This window comes from Vreelandella glaciei (assembly GCF_013415125.1).
In the GTDB taxonomy this organism is placed as follows: Bacteria; Pseudomonadota; Gammaproteobacteria; order Pseudomonadales; family Halomonadaceae; genus Vreelandella; species Vreelandella glaciei.
Genome location: NZ_JACCDE010000006.1, coordinates 57770 through 81951, shown reverse-complemented (window position 1 = coordinate 81951; position 24182 = coordinate 57770). Strand labels below are relative to the sequence as shown.

Sequence of the window (24182 nt, the reverse complement as noted above, 5' to 3'; positions counted from 1 at the left end):
CGCGGGTATCGCTCCTTTAGTCGTCGCTCAGGGACACTTCTTGCCCCTCTTCAAGCCGCTCATTACCGACGACGATCACGCGGTCTCCCGCTGATAGGCCCTCATTGACGGCGACCTCTCCCTGGTAGCTACTGCCGATCTCAACCCGCTGCTCGAACGCCTGCCAAGTATCATCACTCTGGCGGGCTAGCCAAACGCTGACGCTGCCATCCGGGCGGCGAATGAGGGCATCCCGCGGCACGCTGGGTCCGCTTTCGCCGTTAAGCTGCAAACGGCCTTCCACCGCCATACCCGGCAGCATTTCAAGGGGTGTTTCAGGTGCCGCTCGCAGCAGAAACTGCCTTGAGCTGGCATCGAGGGGAATACGCGCGAGGGTACGCGCCGGGTGCCATTGATCGCTGCCTTCTAAGCTTACCTCTAATTGAGAGCCCTCAAAGCGCTGGTAGGCAGAGAGCGGCACCGAGAAATCCAAGCGTAGAGACGCTAAATCGACCAAGGTAAGCAGGTTGTCACCGGGGTTGACCCACTCACCGATATTGCTCTCCCGGTGAGTGACCATGCCGTCAAAAGGGGCGCGTATTTGATGACGCTCCAACTGCAACTGGGCCAGCTCGTAGTCGGCTCGGCGCGCTTCAAGGATGGCCTGGGCCGCCGCCAAAGCGCCTTCACGCTGACGGCGCTGGCTGGCGGCAAAATTTTGCGCCGAAAGCTGGTTGGCTTCGCTCACTAGGCGTTGCGCTTCGTCGCGTTCGGCTTCGGCCTGGGCCAGATCCGCGCGGGCACGCTGGCTTTCCAGGCTAATATCGCGGGTATCCAGTGAGAGCAGCGGCTGGCCTTGAGTGACTGTGTCGCCCATCTCAACCGTTAGCTCACTGACCTGACCCGTTTCAGCGCTTGATAGCTGTGAGGTGCGTGGGGCACTGACGCTACCTGTAAGCGGCAGTATCTCAATCCTTGGAGAGTCCGCCACCACCTGCGTCTCAACACGGTTTTCCTGAGCGATAGCGAGGGATGCTAGGCTCAGGGTTAAAACAGCGCCTGCGCCTAGGCGAGTCAGGGAGGGAAGTAGAGACAACAAGGCAGCTCCTGAAAAATAGGAAACCTCTGATTAACTATTGCGCTTGCCCATACGGCGTTAAAAATCACCTCAAAATGCTCATTTACAATTCGTAAACTCCGCTTTTTCGTTGATTTTTGCCTTGTCTGGCCTGCGCTCATTACGTTAATTAGAGGCTCCCTGCAGTCAATGAACAGCGTGACAGCTTTCACACTGCACGCCGTTAGCTCCCTCAACATTATACAAGGTTTAGTATTTGTACAAATTTTAGCTGCGCTTTAAGGCAACGAGTAGTGCCTGTAAAGGGTGTTGCAGCACTTGATTCGAGTAGCGCTTCACCTGGCTGCGGCAGGAGTATCCGGTAGCCAGTAGCTTGCCTGCGTTTTCTTCGGTTTCCACCTGGGGTTGCCACGACTGGGCGTAGATGGTTTCTGACGTAGCGGCATTGCGGGTTTCATGGCCGTAGGTGCCGGACATACCGCAGCAGCCGGTGGTCATCAGCTCAAGCTCTAACCCAAAGGCCGCAAACACCTGCTGCCACGCTTTAGGGCTACCCGGTGCGTTGGTTTTCTCGGTGCAGTGGGAGAGCAGCTTAAAGCCTGGGTCGGTTAGCTTAAGCGGGGTGGGCGCCAGCGTATTGATGCGGGTTGCCAGCCACTCTTGCAGCATCAGCACCTCGGGGACGGCCTCATTGCCTAGCGCTTTGACGTACTCCTGGCGATAGGTGAGGGTCATCGCCGGGTCGATGCCTACCAGGGGGATATCAAAACGGGCCAGGGTGCGTAGCCGTTCGGCCTGCTTGGCGGCGGTGCGCTCGAAGGCGCCCAGAAAGCCCTGCACCTGGAGCGGTTTGCCGTTCGCCGAATAGGGCATCACGAACACGCGTAGATTGAGGCGCGAGAGTAGCTCTACCACGTCCATGACCAGCTTGGCTTCAAAGTGGGTGGTGAAGGCGTCTTGCACAATAATCACGCTGTTGGCGCGCTGCTGCTCGGTTAACAGGGCCAGCGAGAGCGGCGTTGCCTCGGCAACGCCCCAGGCCTTCAACTGCTTTTTTACACTGGCCCGTGAAAGCGCCGGAGAATCGCTCATGCCCAGCGTGCGGCGCATCAGTTGCTCTACCCAACGTTGGCCAATCACGGCGTTATACAGCGGCGCGGCTTTGGCCAGGGTGGGCAGCATAAACTCGGTGCCGCCAATCACGTAGTCACGAATCGGGCGCAGGTAGCGGCCGTGGTAGACCTCTAAAAACTGTGAACGAAACTGGGGGACGTTGACCTTAACCGGGCACTGCCCCGCGCAAGACTTACACGCCAGACACCCCGCCATGGCGTCATACACTTCATGGGAGTAGTCGTGGTGCTGCTTGCGGCTTAGCGTGTTCGCCACCCGCAGCGGAAAGCTTTTAATAAAGCCCCAGCCGCCTTCGGCTTTCTTCTTGCGCGACTCCTCGACGACATCGATCCCCGCCTGGGTCTGCAGGCGCAGCCATTCGCGGATCAGGCTGGCGCGGCCTTTGGGCGAGTGGCGGCGATCCCGCGTTGCCTTCCAGGAAGGGCACATGGGGTCATCAAGGTCGTAGTTGTAGCAGGCGCCGTTACCGTTGCAGTACACCGCAGCGTCGTAGGCCTGCCATGCACGCTCATCGATGGTGCGGTCAAACTGGCCGCGCATGGGCACGCCATCCACCGTCAACAGATCAGGGTCGCTATCCTTGGCGATTAGCTCGGCGCTTTCGGCGGGCGAGGCGATCTTGCCAGGGTTAAGCTGGTTATAGGGGTCAAAAGCCGCTTTTACCCGCTGTAGGCTGGGGTAGAGTTCGCCAAAGAACTTAGGTGAATATTCGGAGCGCACGCCCTTTCCGTGCTCGCCCCACAGCAGGCCGCCATAATGCTGGGTCAGCGCCGCCACTTCATCGGATACCGCGCGAATCAGCTTTTCCTGCTCGGGATCCTTCATATCGATGGCGGGGCGAACGTGCAGTACACCAGCATCTACATGGCCAAACATCCCGTAAGAGAGCCCTCGGGCATCCAGCGCGGCGCGGAACTCGGCGATAAAATTGGCCAGATGCTCCGGCGGCACGGCGGTGTCTTCCACAAACGGAATCGGCCGCTTCTCGCCCTGCACATTGCCGAGCAAACCCACCGAGCGCTTACGCATGGCGTAGACTTTCTGGATCTGCCCGCGCCCTTCGGCCAGAGTGTAGCCCAGGCGTTCGACGGAGGTGTCTTGGCTTAGGTGATCGGTGAAGGCGCGCACCCGCTCGGCGAGGGCGCTCTCATCGTCGTCATTAAATTCGATCAGGTTAATGCCGCGAATCGCCGTGTTAGCGGTTGACGGGAAGAACTCCGCCACGCTGTCCCAGACGAAGTCCTCCATGGCCAATTGCAGCACGGTGTCGTCGATGGTCTCAATCGAGGTAGGTCGCGCGCTGGCAGTCATTAATGCTTTGGCATCCCGCAACGCATCCATGAAGCTGGTGTAGCGCAAATTGACCAGGGTGGAGTGCTTGGGAATCGGCAGCACGTTCAACACCGCTTCGTTCAAAAAGCCCAGCGAGCCTTCCGAGCCGCACAGCAGGCTGTTGAGGTTCAGCTGCCCCTGGCTATCGCGCAGGTGGGCCAAGTCGTAGCCGGTCAAGCAGCGGTTGAGCGGCGGGAACTTGGCTGCAATCAAGTCGCGCTGCTGGTCGATAATATCAGCGGCGGTGGTATGCACGCGGCCCAGAATGCCTTCCTGCTGGCGCTCAGCCTGCTCTTCGTCCGATGTTAAAGCGCGGCTGTGCAGGTGCTTTCCACCGATCAGAATAGTATCGAGTTCCAACACATGGTCGCGGGTTTTACCGTATTCGCAGCTGCCCTGGCCGCTGGCGTCGGTGGAGATCATGCCGCCGATGGTGGCGCGGTTGGAGGTCGAAAGCTCCGGGGCGAAAAACAGTCCATGCGGTTTGAGCGCCGCGTTTAATTGATCCTTCACCACGCCCGCCTGAACGCGCACCCGCCGTGCTTCCACATCGATCTCTAGGATCTGATTCATATGCCGGGAGACATCCACCACGATGCCGTCGGTGAGCGACTGACCGTTGGTGCCGGTGCCGCCGCCTCTGGGTGTTAATACAATGCTGCGGTGAGTGGTTTGGGCGGCCAACCGGGTGAGGCGCTCTAGGTCTTCGGCATGCTTGGGGTAGACCGCCGCCTGGGGCAGGCGCTGGTAAATCGAGTTATCCGTCGCCAGCACCGTGCGGTTGGCATAGTCGGGGGCAATTTCGCCTTCAAAGCCACGTGTTTTAAGGGCTTGAAGAAAACGTACATACGAATTTCCCAAGCGTTCGAACGGGGCGGTACGGGTATCCAAGGATGCAATCATAGTTGAGCAAGCCGTCAGTGCCGGGGGCGCAAAAAAAGAAGACGGCTACTTTACCGCAGCGGCTGCCCGGCTGCATCTTACGGTAGCGCATTGCTCTGTCGCTTGCCCCACACCTGACTCCTCTCCTTAATCCACTCCCAGAGCCTCTTTTACCAATGCAGCAGAGGCGTCCGACATGGGCAGTGTTAGGGCAAGATCGTGGGCGCGGGGCGACATTTTGCGCCAGGTCATTTGCACAATACGCACCATATGGTCGTGCTCGATCTTGCGCGAAAAGTCGGCAAAGTAGTTCTCTAGAAATACCAGGCAGGCGCAATCTTCCAGCGCTTGCACATCGGGGTCTCGGCCCAGGCCTTTCTTGCCAATAATCGCTGCGGCGCGCTCGGCTTCTTTGTCACTGTAGCCTGCGTCGCGCATTAGCTGGGCGGTGGTATCGCCTGCGCGCTTGCCCTGGTCGCGCCGCCAGGTTAAGTAGCCTACGCGCCCTTCGGGGTACTCCTCACGCGGCACTAACCAGCGCTGTAAGTGCTGTGCGCGTACGGCTAAGCGCAGCACGTCATCGGGCGCGTCATGCACGCGGTCTAGCCAGTCGCTCATGCGCTGGGCATAGGCCAGTTCCTGAGGCATGGATGTGCCATCGGCAAGCGTCGTGGAGCGCGGGTCCTCGGCATGCAGGGCATTGATGGCGATGAGCGTTTGATCAAAAGCGGTAGGCATAGCAGCGTTGCTCGGCTAGAAATGATGCTAATAGGTTGCCGAGAAACCGTGCGAATCACAACACTCTACGTACGCATCTGACACCGCCCATGGCCCACCGCCACGCTTTTGCCTACAATAGCTCTTTTTATGCACGCGCATCAGCGCGTTGCTCTTATTGTTTTCAGGCCAAGGGACAGGATTCATGCTCGATCCGAAACTGCTGCGCGGTGATCTTGACACGGTTGCTCAACAACTGGCCCGCCGGGGCTTTGTGCTTGATAAAGCGGGACTACAGGCGCTGGAGTCGCGTCGTCGCGAGCTGCAAACGCAAACCGAGCAGCTGCAAAACGAGCGCAATATGCGCTCCAAGGCGATTGGTAAAGCCAAGGCCAACGGTGAAGATATTCAACCGCTGCTGGATGAAGTCAGCGATTTAGGCGATCGCCTGGATAAAGCCAAGCGCGAGCTGGCCGAGGTGCAGGAAGAGTGGGACGACGCCATTAGCGGTATTCCCAACTTACCCCACGAAAGCGTGCCGGAAGGCAAAAGCGAAGCTGATAACGTTGAGCTGCACCGCTGGGGCACGCCGCGGGCGTTTGATTTCGAGGTGCTGGATCACGTTGATCTAGGTAAAAAGTCGGGTTATCTCGATTTTGAGCTGGCGGCTAAAATCACCGGTGCCCGCTTTGCGGTCATGCGTGGACCGATTGCGCGCCTGCACCGTGCGCTGGCGCAGTTTATGCTGGATACCCAAACCGAGCAGCACGGCTACGAAGAGTGCTACGTGCCGTATATGGTCAACCGTGATTCGCTGATGGGCACCGGCCAGCTGCCGAAGTTTGGCGAAGATCTGTTCAAGCTGGACGATGAGCGCGAATACCACCTGATACCCACTTCGGAAGTGCCGCTGACCAACTTTGTGCGCGATGAAATCGTTGAGTTGTCGGCATTGCCAATGAAGCTTACCGCGCATACGCCGTGTTTCCGCTCTGAAGCGGGCTCACACGGGCGCGATACTCGCGGTATGATCCGTCAGCATCAGTTCGATAAAGTCGAGATGGTGCAGATTGTAGAGCCGGAGAAAAGCTACGCAGCATTGGAAGAGATGCGCGGTCACGCCGAGGCGATTCTGCAGGCGTTGGAGTTGCCTTATCGCGTGGTAACGCTGTGTACCGGGGATATGGGCTTTGGGGCGACTAAAACCTACGATTTAGAAGTGTGGTTACCCAGCCAGGAGACGTACCGGGAGATCTCGTCGGTTTCTAACTGCGAGGATTTCCAGGCCCGGCGTATGCAGGCGCGGTATCGCCATCCAGATGCCAAAAAGCCGCAGTTGCTGCATACGCTGAATGGTTCAGGGCTGGCGGTAGGTCGTTGCCTGCTGGCGGTACTTGAAAACCACCAGCAGGCGGATGGCTCGGTAACTATTCCTGAGCCGCTACGTCGCTATCTGGGCGGCGTGGAGCGTCTGGCCCTTTAAGCGCCCACTCAACGCTAACCCCGGCATCAATACGAATGGTGCCGGGGCTGTAATCACTGGCGGCACCCGATTGGTTGGCAGCAGAATCGCTTTCTGCCCGCATTGTCATCATGCGCGGTTGGAAAATAGGCGATTGGGTCTCTTCAATGCGCTGCACATGGCCCAGCTCGGCATCTAAGCTGTCGGCCATTAGGTTCGCTTTGTGCTGCGCTTTCTCTAGCGCTTTAACCAACGCTTCGTCGGTGGCGGCGTCGCGATCTTGTAGGTCAAACTGCACGCCGTCCAGCGAGTTAACACCTGCGGCAATTAGTGCGTCTAACACTTCGCTTAACTGATTAAGGTCGGTAAGTTCGACGGTGACCGGGCGCTCGAGACGCGTGCGTTGCAGTGTTTCATGTTCGCCGTCCTCGTTGCGCGGTCCTTGAATGTGCTCTGGGTAGACGTTAAGCGATCCAGCGTTGATGGCGTTGCGTTCAAGGCCAGTGGCTTCCATCTCTTCGATTAATTCGCTGGCGCGGGTCTCTAAACGCTCGCGCGCATCGCTAAGTGCGCTACTATCGCTCTCTTCCAAGGTGGAAAGGGCGGGCGTGTTTTCCCATAGCCGCGCATTTAGGGTGGCTTTGTCGGGTTCTACCTCAACCCACGACTGGGCTTGAACATGAAGGCTTGGCTGAGGCGTGTTTGACTCTGAAGCGTGAGCAAAAGGAACGCTAAGGAGTGCCAATAGAGCACCGCCTAGTAGGCCATTGCGTAAACGTTTAGAGCCTGGTGTTTGAAGGTTTTCCGGTATTGCTTTCATAAATGATTTCCTTGGAGAACAGGCAGTCATGCTGCCAAGTTAAATCCTGTTTTTAAAAGCCGTTTCAGGAAGTTAGGGCAGACCCAGCTTTGAAGCAAAGTGAGAGAGAAAGTTCAGTGCGGAAGAGTGGACGCAAAACAGTTACTTATTAATTGCATGGTTTGTGCAATATGCCGAATGCAGCCATTATATATGGATAACAAGCTAGGGATGGACTATGTCGAACTTGTCGGACGAGGATTACCGCAGTATTCCACTCAATGCCACCTTGGCGCTCGCTGCGTTGGTAGTGATTATCGCTGGAATGAAAGCAGGCGCTGATTTATTAGTACCGCTGCTGCTGGCGATATTTGTCGCTGTCGTGTGCACCTCACCAGTGCAGTGGCTGCATCGCTGTGGTTTAAGCATGCGGATGTCGGCATTTCTGACCTTAATGGTGTTGCTGGCGTTTATATCGCTGATTGGCCTGCTGGTCGTTAATAGCTTTAGTACCTTTGTAACAGCGTTGCCGGAGATAGAGTCGCGGCTTTATGAGCAGTATTGGAACTTGCTTAATGCGCTCTCGTCACGGGGACTAGCCATCAACCCCGACCAGATCAACTCGCTGTTCGAAGGGGAGGATGAAGGCTCCTGGATGCCGGCGTTATTGGGTCAGCTCGGCAACCTCTTCATGCAAAGCATTATTGTTGGGCTGCTGGTCATCTTTATGCTGTTTGAAACGCTCAATGTACGCGACAAAGTCTCGCGTGCATTGGAGAATCCGGCACCCAGCCTGAAACGCTTTAGTGAGTTCAGCTTAACGCTGAAGCGCTATCTAGCTGTAAAAACCATGATTAGCCTAGCTACCGGGGCGCTGGTATGGCTCTCTTGCATGATCGTAGGCGTGGATTTTCCGCTATTGTGGGGCGTATTGGCCTTCGCACTCAACTTCATTCCTAATATTGGCTCCGCGTTGGCCGCGATACCTCCCGTGCTGTTACTGCTGGTCGCTCAAGATGGCGGTGCTTTTCAGGCGCTGCTACTTGCCTCCGCTTATTTAGTCATCAACTTTGTGCTCGGCAACCTGATTGAGCCGCGGGTAATGGGGCAGGCGCTGGGACTTTCCACTTTCGTAGCGTTTTTATCGCTGGTGGTTTGGGGGTGGATATTTGGTGCGGCGGGGATGCTGCTTTCGGTGGTGCTGACGATGACGCTGAAGATTGCCCTCGATAGTCATCCACAAACACGTTGGATCGCACGACTGTTAGGGCCTGGAAAGCGTCGCGTTAAAGATGGCCGGGCGAGTGATGCAAGTTTGCCGCCGTGGAAGCGCTGAAGTTAAGGTAAAGAGTAGTGAAAATACTACCGCCGACAGAGTCGGCGGTTATTGCACATACTAAACGGCTGTCATCAGGCGTTTTGTTCGATGAACTGCGTCAGTTGTGATTTTGATTGAGCGCCGACCAGTGAGGCGACTTTGGTGCCAGCTTTAAACAGCATCACGGTAGGTACACCGCGTACGCCTTGCTCGGCAGCAATTTCAGGTGCATCGTCAACATTGACACTAACGACTTTCAGGCTGTCCTGGCGCTCTGCAGCTACTTCATCAACGACCGGGGCCATGACTTTGCATGGGCCACACCAGGGCGCCCAGAATTTCATTAGCACAGGCTGTTCAGCGTTGAGGACTTCTTGCTCAAAATTGGCGTTGGTGACATCAACATTATTAGCCATTTGCTTCTCCCGTTTGCGTTGCTCTTACTGTTTCGTTGCCTCAAATGGAGCAACGGTCATTACGCGATCAATTGGCGCTCGTTCACCGCGCCTCATCTCTATCACGATAAGCGTGGGCAGATGTTAGCGGGCGCGGAGGTTGCTGGCAAATTTCCCGTGTGGTGATTTATCTGAATAGCAGAAATTAATGGATGCTGGAAGGAAGATTTTTTTATAATATAAAAGTATTATTCATTTGTTTTTTATTCTATCTGGTGCTGTAAAGTGCGGCACCAGCGCCGCTTTCCATCAAACGCATCGTAGTAGCTGCGCAAGGATGTGTTTCAGGCGCGTCCTACATAGATCTGTTTAGAGAATAAATAAGGTGAGGATATGAAGCTACAACAGCTACGCTATATCTGGGAAGTCAATCGACATAACCTGAACGTCTCAGCCACAGCGCAAAGTCTATTTACCTCACAGCCGGGGATCTCCAAACAAATTCGGTTATTGGAAGATGAGCTTGGTGTCGAGATTTTTGCCCGCAGCGGCAAGCACCTAACGCGAGTAACGCCGGCTGGCCAATCGATTATTGACCTGGCCGGGCAGGTATTGCGCCTCACCGAAAACATCAAGCAGGTGGCTCAAGAGCATAGCGATGAGCGCCGCGGCAGCTTGGCCATTGCCACGACCCATACCCAGGCTCGTTACGCGCTGCCACCCATTATCAGCGAATTCACCCTGAAATACCCCGATGTTGCTCTGCATATGCAGCAGGGTACGCCCAAGCAGATTGCGCAGATGGTCAGTGAAGGGCAGGCCGATTTCGCCATCGCGACCGAGTCGTTAGAGCTATTTACCGATTTAGTGCTACTGCCGTGCTATCGCTGGAACCGTTGCGTACTGGTGCCTAAGGGTCACCCACTAGCCACTCATGAGGGTCCGTTGACGCTTGAAGCGCTCGGCGAACACCCGCTGGTCACCTACGTGTTTGGGTTTACCGGCCGCTCGCAGTTAGACGATGCCTTCAAAGCGAAAGGTTTGACGCCCAATGTGGTGCTAACCGCCGCCGATGCCGACGTGATCAAGACCTACGTGCGGCTGGGCATGGGGGTAGGCATTGTGGCGCATATGGCCGTGGATGAGGCGCTTGACGATGACTTGGTAGCACTGGATGCAAGCCATCTGTTTGCCAGCTCCACGACCAAGATTGGTATTCGTCGTGGCACTTTTATGCGCGGCTATATGTATGACTTTTTAGAGCGCTTTGCGCCTCACTTAACCCGTGACCGTGTAGATGAAGCGCTAACAGCAGGCCCACGCCATGAACAGTCGCTGTTTGAGGACTTAGACCTGCCCGAGTATTGATTATTGGCGAGTATCAGTGCTGTAAATGCAGTCCGCATTCGCGCTTCTCTTCCACTTTGGTGGGGTCAAAGTAGTCGAAGTTATTGGGTAGGTTATGCGCCTGTAGGTACTGATACATATCTTTAGCGCTCCACTGTAGCAGCGGGGCCACTTTTAACAGGCCGTTGCTGTTGCGGCTAACCGCCTGCATTTTGGCGCGTTCGGGGGTGTCTTCAGCGCGTAGTGCGGTGAACCATACGTCGGGCTGCATTTCACGCAACGCACGCTCGAAGGGTTCGAGTTTAACTTCCTGAGTAAAGGCTGCATGGCGCGGGTCGTCAATGCCCGGCATGGGGCCGTCCAGCGCTTCGCGGTGGGCGCGGGTACGACGGGGCACGAAGCTGACGATATTGAGGTTGAGCTGTTTTATCACCTCGTCGGCGAATTGATAGGTCGCCTCGGTGTTGTAACCGCTGTCCATCCATACGATGGGTATATCCGGGCGTACCTGGCTGACCATGTGCAGAATCACCGCCTCAAAAGGGCGAAAGTTGGTGGTGCAAATAGGCCGTGCGCCTTGCGCCAGCGCCCACTCAATCAAGCCTTGAGGGTTTTTGTTACCGTTGTTTGCAAATTCTTTATTGATCGCTTCAAGCTCTGAGGACATGCTGCCACCTGTTCGAGTGTAGATATGGTGACTAGGTTATCAAACCCGACCCGTGACTCCCCAATACCGTTTAGTTAGGTTTTTATATTCCTTTTTGATATAGAAATTTAATTTCTTATTCCAACGCGCCAATCAGATGGCGAATCTTATCCAGTGTTTCGGTGTGCTCTTCGTCCGCTTGAGAGTCTGCCACTAAGCCTCCGCCTCCCCATACGTGCAATCTTCCCGCCTCGGCGACCACCGTCCGAATAGCGATGGAGGTATCCATACTGCCGCGTACATCGACATAGCCTAAACTGCCGCAATAGACGCTGCGCTGGCAGGGCTCTAATTCATCAATGATCTGCATGGCGCGAATCTTGGGTGCGCCGGTAATTGAGCCGCCGGGAAAAGCTGCCTTAAGCAGTGCCAGTGGTGTGTCGTTATCGGCCAGTTCCCCCTGTACGACGCTAACTAAATGGTGAACGTTGGGATAGCTCTCTAAGTGGCACAACTGCGGCACGCGAATGGAGCCAGGCTGACACACACGACCCAGGTCGTTGCGCATCAGGTCAACAATCATCACATTTTCAGCGCGATCTTTAGTGCTGCTCATTAGCTCTTCAGCCAGCGACTGATCCTCTTCTGGCGTCGCGCCTCGCGGGCGGGTACCTTTAATCGGCCGTGTTTCGACCTCGCCATTGCGGCACTGAATAAACCGCTCGGGCGAAAGTGACAGTACGGCCTTATCGCCCCAGGCCATAAAACCTGAATAGGGCGTGGGGGTCGCTTTGCGTAACTGCAGGTAGGCCTGCCACTCATCCCCCTGGTAATCGGCATAAAAACGCTGAGCCAGATTGATTTGATAGCAGTCACCCGCTCGAATATAGCGCTGCACGGCGTTAAAGCGTGCGACGTATTGGGCGTGGCTAAGTTCTGCTTTAAAGCTATTGGTTAATGTAAACGCACTAGTTGGCCCTGGCGACTGGGTAAGCCAGCTCTCCACCTGCTCCCGGCGCTGCGGGGTGGCGATTAACCACGCCTGTTGGGCCATGTGATCCAGTGTGATACACCAATCGTAAAGCCCTAAGCGGGCTTGCGGTAACGTTACTGGGCTTGCCTGAGCGCTCGGTATCGATAAGGTTTTTCGCCCTAAATCGTAGCCCCAGTAGCCTATTAACCCACCTAAAAAAGGGAGTTCACTGGTTTCATTAGGAATATCCAGTTGATCCAGTAGCCACTGCTGCAGGGCAAACGCATCACTAGCTATGTGCGCCGGTAGGCTAAGCTGATCTGACGCAATACTCGCTTCGCCATGGTGAGCAACTTCCAGCGTAGCAAGCGGGTCGCTGCTGATAATATCAAAGCGACCGGTGGCGATAGGGCGGCCACTATCGAGCAGCACCGCGCCGGGCCTGGCACGTAGGCAGGCGAATATTCCCAATGGATCGGGTGAATAGGGCAGGGCAGTTATCGTCAACGCCTGGTTCATTAAGCAAACGCCTGGCCGGTAAAAGGGCTGCATATGTTAGAGGTCGTTGAAGATCGGCACCAGTGGCACGATTGACGCATTTCTCACGCTCGAAGCGGGATTGTTGACACTTTTTTTGCAGCTAGACTTTTTGTCTACAACGAAAGATGCATAGAGTCGCTTTATAAGCAAGTTGACGGCTGTGGCTCGCGAGGCTAAAGTTTCGCTATGTTCCTAATTGTCGACAATTCGCTATGAGCTTACCCGTTTCTTCTTCTTATTCCGACACCTCGCTGCATGAAATGGCTGTACCCGAAGTACGCACGCTCGCCGAGCGGGTATTTCATCAGTTGCAGGATGCCATCGTACGCGGAGAGCTTGCTCCCGGCAGTAAGATCACCGAGCCGGGACTGTCTAAAACCTACGGTATTTCACGCGGGCCGCTGCGCGAGGCGATGCGCCGCCTGGAAGCACACCGCTTAATCGAGCGGGTTCCCCATGTGGGCGCTCGGGTGGTTAAGCTCTCGATGAAAGAGCTTTTAGAGCTGTTTGACCTGCGTGAAGCCCTGGAAAGTATGGCGGCGCGCTTAGCGGCGGAGCATATGTCGCCGGAAGAGGTCCAGGGCTTGCGGGATGTGCTGGCGCTACATGAAGGCCAGGCCGACCTGAAACGCGGCGAAGCTTACTACCAGCGCGAAGGTGATCTCGATTTTCACTACTGCATCGTTCAGGGCAGTCATAACAAAATGCTAATGAACCTGCTCTGCGACGATCTCTATTACCTTGTGCGTCTTTATCGCACCCAGTTCAGTGCCAGTGGCACGCGACCACAGCGCGCCTTTGTGGAGCACCATCGCATTGTCGATGCCATTGAGGCCGGCGATGCCGAGCTGGCCGAGCTGCTCATGCGCCGCCACGTCAGCGCCTCCCGCGCCAATGTGGCGGATCGCTATGCAGCTACTCTCGAACAGTCAGCATCTAAATCGTAACGCTCTCAATCACACAGCTAAAACATAACTAAAAATTAACAACAGGAGAAGCTCCTCATGTCCCAGATGACTCCCGGCGCCCGCTTTCGGGCCGCGCTAGAAGCGAATCGTCCGCTGCCGATACTCGGCACCATCAATGCCTATACAGCGCTGATGGCAGAAAAAGTCGGTCACCAGGCTATTTACCTTTCCGGTGGCGGTGTCGCCAATGCATCGTTCGGCTTGCCGGATCTGGGCATGACGACCATGAATGATGTGGTGGGAGATGCCCACCGCATTTGCGGCGCCACCGAGCTGCCGCTGCTGGTGGATATCGATACCGGTTGGGGTGGTGCCTTTAATATCGCCCGCACCGTGAAAGAGATGCAGCGGGCTGGCGTCGCCGCGGTGCATATGGAAGACCAAGTCGCGCAAAAACGCTGCGGCCATCGCCCCAATAAGGCAATTGTCTCCCAGCAGGAGATGGTCGACCGTATCAAAGCCGCCGCCGATGCCAAGATTGACCCCGACTTCTATTTGATTGCCCGCACCGATGCATTTCAAAAAGAGGGCCTTGATGCGGCCATTGAGCGGGCCAACGCCTGCGTGGAAGCCGGGGCAGATGCCATCTTCGCCGAAGCCGTTCACACGCTGGATGATTACAAAGCCTTTTGCGAAAGGGTCAACGCGCCCATTTTGGCCAATATTACCGAGTTCGGCGCTACACCGCTATTTACTCAAACGGAGCTTGGCGACGTTGGCTGCCGCATGGTGCTTTACCCGCTCTCGGCCTTCCGCGCTATGAACGCCGCGGCACTGCAGGTCTATCAAAGCATCCTCGACAACGGCCACCAAAAAGACGTTGTACCGCTGATGCAAACCCGCGACGAGCTCTACGACTTCCTGAACTACCACGACTTTGAGCAGAAGCTGGACGCGCTGTTTGCCGAGAAAGGCGATGACCAGTAAACCAAGCGCCAGCTTAATGAACGACCATATTTGAAAAACACAATTTAAAATAAAGCAGAGTTAGGAGACACACCATGGCTGATAAACCCGTAACAGGTGCAGGACTACGTGGCCAGAGCGCCGGATCCACCGCGCTGTGTACGGTAGGCAAAACAGGTTCAGGCCTGACCTACCGTGGCTTCGATATCAAAGAGCTCGCCGAAAAAGCCAAATTCGAAGAGGTCGCTTACCTGCTGTTAAAAGGCAAGCTGCCCAACCAGGGCGAATTAGATCACTACATCAGCAAGCTCAAAAGCCTGCGCGGTTTGCCCGATGCGCTGAAAACGGTGCTTGAGCAGATTCCCAAAGATGCCCATCCGATGGATGTCATGCGCACCGGCACCTCAATGTTGGGCAATCTGGAAACCGAGGAAAATTTTGATCAACAACAAGACGTTGCGGATCGGCTGCTGGCGGTGCTGCCGTCGATTATTTGCTACTGGTACCGCTTTTCCCACGACGGCGTACGCATCGACACCGAAACGGATGATGACTCAGTAGGCGGGCATTTCCTTAATATGCTGCGCGGCGAGCCCGCCTCTGAACTGCATGCGCGGGTTATGAACGTATCGCTGATTCTTTACGCCGAGCATGAGTTCAACGCCTCTACCTTTACCGCAAGGGTGTGTGCCTCCACGCTTTCCGATATGCACTCCTGCGTGACCGGTGCGATTGGGTCGCTGCGCGGCCCACTGCATGGCGGTGCCAACGAAGCGGCCATGGCGATGATCGAGGATTGGCAGTCGCCGGAAGAAGCAGAAAGCAAAATCCTGGGCATGCTGGAGCGTAAGGATAAAATCATGGGCTTTGGGCATGCGATTTATCGCGAGTCCGACCCGCGCAACGCGATTATCAAGCATTGGTCTAAGAAGCTCTCTGACGATGTGGGCGATAAGGTGCTTTACCCGGTTTCTGAACGGGTCGAAGCGGTTATGTGGCGTGAGAAGAAGCTGTTCTGTAACGCAGACTTTTTCCACGCCAGCGCTTATCACTTTATGGATATACCTACCAAGCTGTTTACGCCGATTTTTGTTATGTCACGGCTGACCGGCTGGGCGGCGCACGTATTTGAGCAGCGCGCCAATAACCGCATTATTCGCCCTAGCGCCGATTACACTGGCCCTGAGAAGAGCGAGTGGGTGCCGATAGAAGCGCGAGACTGAACCGCTTGCTGCCCGGTGACTTGGACACCGGGCTTTTTTCAGCCCCTTCTTGTGAGTCTGTCTGCTATGAATACCCAATACCGTAAACCCCTGCCTGGCACAGCGCTTGAGTTTTTTGATGCTCGCGAGGCGGTGGAAGATATCCAGCCCGGTGCCTATGCGAAGCTGCCCTATACCTCGCGTGTGCTGGCTGAGCAGTTGGTGCGCCGCTGCGATCCTGACCTGCTCACTGATGCGCTGAAACAGCTGATCGAGCGCAGGAGCGACCTGGATTTTCCTTGGTACCCGGCACGTGTCGTCTGTCACGATATCCTCGGCCAGACCGCACTGGTTGATTTGGCCGGACTGCGCGACGCTATTGCCGAGAAGGGCGGCGACCCCGCCAAGGTTAATCCTGTCGTGCCCACCCAGCTAATCGTCGATCACTCATTGGCGGTAGAGCACGCAGGATCGGAAGAGGGTGCCTTCGAAAAAAACCGTGCCATTGAAGATCGTCGTAACGATGACCGCTTCCATTTTATCAACTGGACTAAAACGGCCTTTGAGAACGTCGATGTAATCCCCCCCGGCAACGGCATCATGCACCAGATCAATCTGGAGAAGATGTCGCCGGTGGTACAGAACCGCGACGGCATTGCCTACCCGGATACCTGTGTAGGCACCGATAGCCATACGCCCATGGTGGATGCACTCGGCGTGATTTCAGTAGGCGTGGGGGGCCTGGAGGCCGAAAGCGTCATGCTAGGCCGCGCTTCCATGATGCGCCTGCCGGATATCGTCGGCGTGGAGCTGACCGGCAAGCTACAGCCAGGGATTACCGGTACCGATATGGTGCTGGCGATTACCGAGTTCCTGCGTAAAGAGCGGGTAGTGGGCGCTTACCTGGAGTTTTATGGCGAAGGTGCCGACGCGCTCACCGTGGGTGATCGCGCCACTATCTCCAATATGACGCCCGAGTACGGCGCGACTGCGGCGATGTTCTACATCGATGGCCAAACCATCGATTACCTGAAAATTACCGGCCGTGAAGATGAGCAGGTGGCGCTGGTGGAAACCTACGCCAAGCACACCGGCCTGTGGGCAGATAGCTTGACCGAGGTTGAGTATGAGCGAGTACTGACCTTTGACCTCTCATCGGTGACGCGCACCTTGGCCGGGCCTTCCAATCCCCATGCCCATTTGCCTACTTCAGAGCTCGCCCAGCGCGGTATTGCGGTAGGGCTTGAGGCAGCACAGGCGGAAGAGAAAGCAGGTAAAATGCCCGATGGCGCGGTTATCATCGCCGCCATTACCAGCTGCACCAATACCTCTAACCCACGCAATATGGTCGCCGCCGGGCTAATTGCCCGTAACGCTAACCGGCTGGGTTTGCTGCGCAAGCCCTGGGTGAAGTCGTCGCTGGCGCCGGGCTCAAAAACCGTCAAAATGTATCTTGAAGAAGCCGGGTTGATGGGCGAGCTGGAAAACCTCGGCTTCGGTGTCGTCGCCTACGCCTGCACTACCTGTAACGGTATGTCCGGGGCGCTGGATCCAAAAATCCAGCAGGAGATTATTGAGCGCGATCTCTATGCGACCGCCGTGCTTTCCGGCAACCGTAACTTCGACGGTCGTATCCATCCCCACGCCCAGCAGGCCTTTTTGGCGTCACCGCCGTTGGTGGTCGCCTACGCGATTGCGGGCACGATCCGTTTCGATATCGAAAAAGACGTCCTGGGCGTGGATCAGGCGGGGAACCCCGTCACGTTGAAGGATATCTGGCCAGCGGATGAAGAGATCGATGCGATTGTTAAATCGTCGGTGAAGCCGGAGCAGTTCCGCCAGACCTATATTCCCATGTTCGATCTGGACAAGAGTGCCCGCGCTCAGGTCAGCCCGCTATATGACTGGCGGCCGCAAAGTACCTATATCCGTCGCCCGCCTTACTGGGAGGGCAATATGGCCAAGGTGCGCACCCTAAAAGGTATGCGGCCACTGGCGATACTGCCCGACAATATCACCACCGATCACTTGTCGCCCTCCAACGCGATTCAGTTGAACAGTGCGGCGGGTGAGTACCTGGCAAAAATGGGCCTGCCGGAAGAAGACTTCAACTCTTACGCCACCCACCGCGGCGACCACCTTACCGCCCAGCGCGCCACCTTCGCCAACCCGAAGTTGTTCAACGAAATGGTGCGCGACGCTGACGGCAAGGTAAAACAGGGGTCGTTGGCGCGGGTAGAGCCGGAAGGCGAAGTGACCCGCATGTGGGAAGCGATTGAAACCTATATGGCGCGTAAGCAGCCGCTGATCATTATTGCCGGGGCGGATTACGGCCAGGGCTCTTCACGGGACTGGGCGGCCAAAGGGGTGGCACTGGCAGGCGTTGAAGCAATCGCCGCCGAAGGCTTTGAGCGTATTCACCGCACCAACCTGATCGGTATGGGGGTGATGCCGTTGGAGTTTGAACCGGGCACTACGCGCATGACACTCGGTCTGGATGGCACCGAAACCTTTGATGTCGAAGGCGCCGTTTCGCCAGGAGCCATGCTCACGCTGGTAATCCATCGCCAAAGCGGAGACAGCGAGCGCGTCGCGATGAAGTGCCGTTTGGATACCGCCGAGGAAGTATCAATTTACACCGCTGGTGGCGTACTGCAGCGTTTCGCCCAGGACTTCCTCGAATCGTCGGCAGCTTAAACCGTATCTGGCCAAAAGAACCCGGTGTCTTTAGCTTTTCGAACCTAGCTTTTCGAACCTAGCTTTTCGAATCAGGCTTAGAACACCGGGTTATTGTTAGGAGTGGTAACAATGAGCGAGTCAGTTCAAAACAAACATGTGCCGCAGATAAAGATCCCTGCCACCTATATGCGCGGCGGCACCAGTAAGGGCGTATTTTTTAAGCTCAACGATCTACCCGAAGCGGCCCAGCAGCCGGGCGTAGCGCGGGATCAGTTGCTACTGCGTGTCATCGGTAGCCCTGACCCTTACGAAAAGCAGATTGATGGTATGGGGGGCGCCACTTCAAGTACCAGCAAGACGGTGATTCTGTCTGAAAGTGAGTCGGCAGAACACGATGTGGATTACCTGTTCGGTCAGGTCTCCATCGACAAGCCCTATGTGGATTGGAGCGGTAATTGCGGCAACCTCTCCGCGGCGGTCGGCCCTTTCGCAATTACCAATGGTCTGATCCATCCTGAGCGTATCCCTGAAAACGGCGTGGTCGAGGTACGCATTTGGCAGGTAAATATCCATAAAACCATCGTGTCTCGGGTGCCTATCGTCAATGGCGAAGTGCAGGAGACCGGCGACTTTGAGCTGGATGGGGTGACCTTTCCTGCCGCCGAGATTCCGGTGGCCTTTATGGATCCGGCCGATGGTGAGGGGGCCATTTTTCCTACCGGTAATCTTATTGACCAGCTGGATGTGCCCGGCGTGGGGATATTGAAAGCCACTCTGATTAATGCCGGTATTCCCACCGTGTTTATTAACGCTACCGACATTGGCTATACCGGCGCCGAGCTGCAGGACGCCATCAATGGCGACAGCCGGGCGCTTGAGATGTTTGAAACCATTCGTGCCCATGGCGCTGTGCTTATGGGGCTGATCAGTGATGTCAGCGAGGCGGGTAAACGACAGCACACTCCCAAAGTCGCTTTCGTAGCGCCGCCAGCGGATTACGTATCATCGAGCGGTAAAAACGTACAGGCGTCTGATATCGATCTGCTGGTGCGAGCGCTCTCTATGGGCAAATTGCACCACGCCATGATGGGCACCGCCGCCGTCGCCATTGCTGCCGCAGCAGCCATTGAGGGCACAGTAGTGAATCTGGCCGCCGGTGGTAGTAAGCGAAACGAGGTCACCTTCGGGCACCCCTCCGGCAGCCTGCGGGTGGGCGCTGAAGCAAGCTTGGTAGACGGGCGGTGGCATATCGAGCAGGCGGTGATGAGTCGCAGCGCCCGGGTGTTGATGGAAGGATTGGTGAGAATTCCTGGTGACAGCTTTTAGGAAGCCTTCCTTGGGCCATACTAAGTGGGTGATCCAACAGTAGGAGAGAGGGCTATGTCTACCAGACCATCTGACACATCCGAGGCCAACGAGCGGCCCGATTACGATCCCGAGCTGCAGGCTATTGCCGATTATGTCCTGAACTATCAGGTGGAATCTCAAGAGGCACTGGAAACTGCGCGTTATTGCCTGATGGATACACTTGGCTGTGGGCTGCTAGCACTACGCTTTCCGGAGTGTACCAAGCACCTTGGGCCGATAGTAGAAGGCACGGTGGTGCCGTTTGGAGCGCGGGTGCCGGGTACCTCGCTGCGTCTTGATCCAGTCAAAGCGGCGTGGGATATAGGCTGTGTCATCCGCTGGCTGGATTATAACGACACCTGGCTTGCCGCCGAGTGGGGCCACCCCTCCGATAATCTTGGTGGGATACTCGCCGTTGCCGACCATCTTTCCCAGCAACGGGTCGCTCAAGGCGAAGCGCCCCTGGTGATGCGGGATGTGCTCAACGCCATGATTATGGCCCATGAGATTCAGGGCGTGCTGGCGCTGGAGAATAGCTTCAATCGCGTTGGCCTCGATCACGTGGTGCTGGTGAAAGTTGCCTCTACCGCCGTGGCCGCTAAGCTGTTGGGCGCCAATCGCGAGCAGTTGCTTTCGGCGCTCTCCCACGCCTGGGTGGATGGCCAGAGCCTGCGCACCTATCGTCATGCGCCCAATGCGGGTTCCCGGAAAAGCTGGGCCGCGGGGGACGCCACCTCTCGGGGCGTGCGCTTAGCGAATATCGCCCTGCGCGGTGAAATGGGTATTCCCAGCGCGCTGTCGGCGCCCCAATGGGGCTTCTACGATGTGCTGTTTAGCCACGCCAATAAAGATTTGAGCCTGAAGCCAGAAGCAGAGCGCCGCTTGCGCTTTCAGCGTGAGTTTGGCAGCTACGTGATGGAGAACATACTGTTTAAGATCTCCTTCCCGGCTGAATTTCACGCCCAGACCGCCTGCGAAGCCGCCGTGACCCTCCACCCACAGGTGAAGGATCGCTTAGCCGAGATCGATAAGATCGTACTCACCACCCACGATTCGGCTATTCGGATTATTTCCAAAACCGGCGCACTCGCTAATCCTGCCGATCGCGACCACTGCCTGCAATACATGACCGCGGTGCCGCTTATCTTTGGTGCGCTTACCGCTGAGCACTATGAAGATAGCTTTCACGTGGAGCATCCGCTGATAGATGAACTGCGTAATAAGATGGTGGTAGAAGAAAACGCCGAGTATTCGGCGGCGTACCATGATCCTGAGCAGCGCTCCATTGCAAATGCAGTGCAGGTGTTTTTTAGCGATGGAAGTGCGACCGATAAAGTCGTCGTGGAGTATCCGGTAGGCCATCGACGTCGTCGGGAAGAGGGGATGCCACTATTGGTTGAAAAGTTTGAGCGCAATCTGGCAACCCGCTTTCCGACAACTCGTTGCCAAACAATTGCCGAACTATGCAGCCAGCAGTCAACGCTTGAAGCGTTGCCAGTACACAAATTTATGGATATGTGGATGATTTAAAGCCCACTTTCCACAATGCCTGGTGCTTATACACACCGGGCATTGTGGCGGTTACCGAAAGAACTGTTTTCCAATGAGGCTATTCAAAGATCACTTGATCGCGCATGCGGTCAACGGTGGCAGGCCCAATGCCATTGACGCGCTCAAGTTCTTCAGCGCTTTCAAAGGCGCCATTGGTTTCGCGCTCTTCAATGATCGCGTCGGCTCGGCTGGGGCCAATCCCCGGTAGTTCGGCTAGCAGTTCAGCGTCGGCAGTATTGACGTTAATCGGGGCTACTTCTTGGGCCAGTACGCCACCGGAAAATCCTAAGCTAATGCTGAACAGTAGTGCGGCCAATATCCCTTTAAATCTCATGTTCATCTGCAATGATCCTTTTAATAACGTTAGGTTGCTTGGATTGCACAGGCGGTGTTGCGTAGCGGTTTTTACATGTGCCCAAGTTAATAATGAGCAAGATAAACGCCAATGCCTTACTAACTTAGCTTTATTGAAAACGTGTTTCTGTAAGAGATCTATGACAGCAGTTGTAAGTTTTTAACGACGGAGATATGGCAAATGGCTTACATGCAGCTTGCATGCGGGGGGGCGCGAGGAGTAGGGAGAGGCTGATATAATGACCAAAACGTATTTGGAGCAACGTTGTGGCCACCGATTCCCCGATTATTATTGCCCTTGATTACCCGTCGTTAGACGCCGCGCTGTGCATGGCTGATCAGTTGGATCCCGCCCGATGCCGTGTGAAAGTAGGTAAAGAGCTGTTTACCCGCAGCGGCCCGGCGGTACTTGAGGCACTGCATGGGCGTGGGTTTGAAGTATTTCTGGATCTTAAATTTCACGATATTCCCAATACCGTAGCCAGCGCAGTGCAGGCGGCGGCGGAGCAGGGTGTGTGGATGGTCAACGTACATGCCAGCGGCGGGCGCCGGATGATGGAGGCAGCTGTGCAACGTTTGGATCAACACGCGCTAACGACTCACTTAATCGCCGTTACCGTATTGACCAGTATGCAGGCCGAGGACTTGGCAGAGTTAGGTATCAGGGCCCCACTGGCCGAGCACGTAGAGCACTTAGCGCTGCTGGCGAAGCAGAGTGGTTTGCAAGGGGTGGTCTGCTCGGCCCAGGAGTCTGCGCGGATCAAAATGCTTTGCGGTGAGTCGTTCTTAAAAGTGACCCCCGGTATTCGGCCAAGCTTTGCAGTCGCTAATGACCAGCAGCGTACGATGAGCCCCAGCGAGGCGATTGCGGCGGGAAGTAGCCACCTGGTCATCGGTCGCCCTGTTACTCAGGCTGTCGACCCCATGGTAGCGCTTGAGGCGATTGAGGCGGAATTAGAGGCTCGCTGATACCTGTGCTTGGCGAGCACTATTCGCCCTCAACGCCAATGACCGGCTTAATTGTGCCCCAGAAGCGACAACTGGGGCACTGCCACTGTAACGCGTCGCTGGCAAAGCCGCAGCGCTGGCAGCGATGACGCGTGCGGTTAAGCAGCAGCGCATCGGTATGATGTTTTAGTAGCAGTAGGCGCGTATCCGGGGAAGGTTTTCCACTCAGGCGCTGGCTTTCAATATACAGATCAATCAAATAATCCAGCCCGCCTAAACTCGGCACGGCGCGCAATCGCTCGCCAATCAACTCAATTGCTTTGTCGACCCCTTCACGCTGATGCACGAGCTGCCCTAGCGCAATAATCGTACTGGTGTAAGGCGCTTGCTCAAGTAGCCGGTAAAGATGAGCCTCAAAGCCAGCTTCGTCATTATTGCGCAGATAGGCGTGCTTGAGGGCGGGCAGCATGGTGGGGATATGCGCTATCTCTTGCCCTGGGATGTTATCTAATCGCTCAATCGCGCGGTCATAGTGCCCGTTGTCCATCTCTAATTCGGCCAGTAGCAGGGTGGCGCGAACGCAGTTTTCATCCAGTTGCAGGGCTTTTTTGAGGTGCTTTTTCGCCAGTGGTCGACTGGCTTGGCTAATTTCCTCTAACGCCAGCTCGCATAGCCAGTGGGCCGCAGGACGACGCATCTTAGGATACTGTTTAAGCAGCGGCTGAATGACGTCGAGGGCTTGCTGCCACGCTTTTTCGCGCTCTAATAAATCAATGAGCAGCTGTTTCGCCGCATAGCGGTGATCATCATCACCGCTGTGCTCCAGCAGCGTATTGAGTAGCCGCTGTGCGCGGTCATGAACACCAAGCGCCATAAAATCCCGGGCAAGCTCAAGCTGGATTTGTTCGTTGGTGTGCTGGGAAAGGGCGGGGCGTGCTAGCAGGTTTTGGTGAATGCTCACCGCTTTATCAGCCTCGCCGCGGGCGCGAAACAGTTTGCCGAGGGCGATATGGGTGTGAACCGTCTCGCTGTTGACCGCAAGCACGTTAATAAAGGTATTGATCGCTTCGTCGGGCTGCTCGTTAAGCAGGTAGTTAAGCCCGACAAAGTAATCCCGGGAGAGCGCCTGCGACGAGGTCGCGGGCGGTTGGGAACGATGTCGGCGGCGTCCAGCTTGGTGATAACCTAACCCGTAACCAATGGCAATGGCTACCAATAGTACGCTTAGCAGCGCGACATCCAGCATTTATGCCAGTTCCTTAAACTCCCGGGTGCGCAGGTTATCGAGCTCTTTACGCTGTTGCTTATTGTGTCGCTCACTGCGGGCCAGGATTGCCTTTAATCGTACGTAGACGCCTAGCATGGCGAGCATGCCCAGCAAGACACCAAACACCAGTGTTGCCAATAACCAAACAGAGAGTGATACGGCTGGCAGCTCCAGCCAAATAAGGTTCAAGGCAATCGTTTGCTGATTGTTAACGGCAAACAAAATACCTACCAGCACTACAATCAGCAAAATAACGGCCAGAATAAGCCCTTTGATCCAACGCATGTGAGTTTCCTAGTCTGTGACGTTCACGGTAGCGCTATTGTGTACGACTCGAGCGGCGACGTCATCCTGCAGA

General features: G+C 55.9%; 20 protein-coding genes. 10 read left to right on the top strand and 10 right to left on the bottom strand.

The annotated features are described in order from the left end of the window. Positions 1 to 16 precede the first annotated feature (16 nt). From HZS80_RS06015 to HZS80_RS06005, 3 genes are all read right to left on the bottom strand, one after another. Complete coding sequence (locus HZS80_RS06015; RefSeq protein WP_246361747.1) at positions 17 to 1078, bottom strand: efflux RND transporter periplasmic adaptor subunit; 1062 nt, start codon at positions 1076 to 1078, stop codon at positions 17 to 19. Between the two features lie 246 nt (positions 1079 to 1324). Further along, on the bottom strand, positions 1325 to 4426 hold the full coding sequence (gene ydiJ, locus HZS80_RS06010; RefSeq protein WP_179915444.1) for a D-2-hydroxyglutarate dehydrogenase YdiJ: 3102 nt from the start codon (positions 4424 to 4426) through the stop codon (positions 1325 to 1327). Positions 4427 to 4552: 126 nt separating this feature from the next. After that, the gene (locus tag HZS80_RS06005) at positions 4553 to 5143 is read right to left on the bottom strand and encodes a DUF4202 domain-containing protein (protein WP_179915443.1); all 591 of its coding nucleotides are present in this window, start codon (positions 5141 to 5143) and stop codon (positions 4553 to 4555) included. Between the two features lie 184 nt (positions 5144 to 5327). Between HZS80_RS06005 and serS the strand changes: the two genes are divergently transcribed. Further along, complete coding sequence (gene serS / locus HZS80_RS06000; RefSeq protein WP_179915442.1) at positions 5328 to 6605, top strand: serine--tRNA ligase; 1278 nt, start codon at positions 5328 to 5330, stop codon at positions 6603 to 6605. On the opposite strand, the gene HZS80_RS05995 is transcribed toward serS, so the two are convergent. Then, positions 6550 to 7404: an SIMPL domain-containing protein gene (locus tag HZS80_RS05995; protein ID WP_179915441.1), complete on the bottom strand. Its 855-nt coding sequence runs from the start codon at positions 7402 to 7404 to the stop codon at positions 6550 to 6552. The two genes, serS and HZS80_RS05995, sit on opposite strands and share 56 nt — an antisense overlap. A gap of 217 nt (positions 7405 to 7621) precedes the next feature. Between HZS80_RS05995 and HZS80_RS05990 the strand changes: the two genes are divergently transcribed. Continuing rightward, positions 7622 to 8719: an AI-2E family transporter gene (locus HZS80_RS05990; protein ID WP_179915440.1), complete on the top strand. Its 1098-nt coding sequence runs from the start codon at positions 7622 to 7624 to the stop codon at positions 8717 to 8719. A gap of 74 nt (positions 8720 to 8793) precedes the next feature. On the opposite strand, the gene trxA is transcribed toward HZS80_RS05990, so the two are convergent. After that, complete coding sequence (trxA, locus tag HZS80_RS05985) at positions 8794 to 9117, bottom strand: thioredoxin (RefSeq protein WP_008959554.1); 324 nt, start codon at positions 9115 to 9117, stop codon at positions 8794 to 8796. Between the two features lie 372 nt (positions 9118 to 9489). On the opposite strand from trxA, the gene cysB reads away from it, so the two are divergent. Beyond that, a complete protein-coding gene (gene cysB / locus HZS80_RS05980; protein WP_179915439.1) occupies positions 9490 to 10464 on the top strand; it encodes an HTH-type transcriptional regulator CysB in 975 nt (324 codons plus the stop codon). Between the two features lie 13 nt (positions 10465 to 10477). On the opposite strand, the gene HZS80_RS05975 is transcribed toward cysB, so the two are convergent. Beyond that, complete coding sequence (locus tag HZS80_RS05975) at positions 10478 to 11110, bottom strand: phosphoadenosine phosphosulfate reductase domain-containing protein (RefSeq protein ID WP_179915438.1); 633 nt, start codon at positions 11108 to 11110, stop codon at positions 10478 to 10480. 115 nt (positions 11111 to 11225) lie between these two features. After that, positions 11226 to 12581: an aminodeoxychorismate synthase component I gene (gene pabB, locus HZS80_RS05970; RefSeq protein WP_179915437.1), complete on the bottom strand. Its 1356-nt coding sequence runs from the start codon at positions 12579 to 12581 to the stop codon at positions 11226 to 11228. 233 nt (positions 12582 to 12814) lie between these two features. Here pabB and HZS80_RS05965 point away from each other — a divergent pair, with 233 nt between their 5' ends. The 6 genes from HZS80_RS05965 (at position 12815) to prpD (ending at position 21234) form a co-directional block, all read left to right on the top strand. Beyond that, positions 12815 to 13549, top strand: coding sequence for a GntR family transcriptional regulator (locus tag HZS80_RS05965; protein WP_035566646.1), 735 nt, complete (start codon positions 12815 to 12817; stop codon positions 13547 to 13549). Positions 13550 to 13606: 57 nt separating this feature from the next. Continuing rightward, positions 13607 to 14497 carry a methylisocitrate lyase gene (gene prpB / locus HZS80_RS05960; RefSeq protein ID WP_179915436.1) on the top strand — a complete coding sequence of 297 codons (891 nt, stop codon included), beginning with the start codon at positions 13607 to 13609 and terminating at the stop codon, positions 14495 to 14497. Positions 14498 to 14571: 74 nt separating this feature from the next. After that, on the top strand, positions 14572 to 15699 hold the full coding sequence (gene prpC, locus HZS80_RS05955) for a bifunctional 2-methylcitrate synthase/citrate synthase (RefSeq protein ID WP_035566642.1): 1128 nt from the start codon (positions 14572 to 14574) through the stop codon (positions 15697 to 15699). Between the two features lie 66 nt (positions 15700 to 15765). Then, positions 15766 to 18375: a Fe/S-dependent 2-methylisocitrate dehydratase AcnD gene (acnD, locus tag HZS80_RS05950; protein ID WP_179915435.1), complete on the top strand. Its 2610-nt coding sequence runs from the start codon at positions 15766 to 15768 to the stop codon at positions 18373 to 18375. 111 nt (positions 18376 to 18486) lie between these two features. Further along, positions 18487 to 19683: a 2-methylaconitate cis-trans isomerase PrpF gene (gene prpF, locus HZS80_RS05945; RefSeq protein ID WP_179915434.1), complete on the top strand. Its 1197-nt coding sequence runs from the start codon at positions 18487 to 18489 to the stop codon at positions 19681 to 19683. Between the two features lie 54 nt (positions 19684 to 19737). Further along, the gene (gene prpD / locus HZS80_RS05940; RefSeq protein WP_179915433.1) at positions 19738 to 21234 is read left to right on the top strand and encodes a 2-methylcitrate dehydratase; all 1497 of its coding nucleotides are present in this window, start codon (positions 19738 to 19740) and stop codon (positions 21232 to 21234) included. A 79-nt stretch (positions 21235 to 21313) separates the two neighbouring features. Here prpD and HZS80_RS05935 read toward each other — a convergent pair whose 3' ends face one another. Then, the gene (locus HZS80_RS05935) at positions 21314 to 21595 is read right to left on the bottom strand and encodes a ComEA family DNA-binding protein (RefSeq protein ID WP_179915432.1); all 282 of its coding nucleotides are present in this window, start codon (positions 21593 to 21595) and stop codon (positions 21314 to 21316) included. Positions 21596 to 21876: 281 nt separating this feature from the next. Here HZS80_RS05935 and pyrF point away from each other — a divergent pair, with 281 nt between their 5' ends. Beyond that, positions 21877 to 22578 (top strand): orotidine-5'-phosphate decarboxylase, encoded by a 702-nt coding sequence (pyrF, locus tag HZS80_RS05930; RefSeq protein ID WP_035566634.1) that lies wholly within the window; start codon positions 21877 to 21879, stop codon positions 22576 to 22578. A 19-nt stretch (positions 22579 to 22597) separates the two neighbouring features. Here the strand turns inward: pyrF and lapB are convergent, their stop codons facing one another. Then, positions 22598 to 23803: a lipopolysaccharide assembly protein LapB gene (lapB, locus tag HZS80_RS05925; RefSeq protein ID WP_035566633.1), complete on the bottom strand. Its 1206-nt coding sequence runs from the start codon at positions 23801 to 23803 to the stop codon at positions 22598 to 22600. Further along, entirely contained in the window at positions 23804 to 24109 is a 306-nt protein-coding gene (locus tag HZS80_RS05920; RefSeq protein WP_035566630.1) for a lipopolysaccharide assembly protein LapA domain-containing protein, read from the bottom strand. It abuts the gene before it with no gap. Positions 24110 to 24182 lie beyond the last annotated feature (73 nt).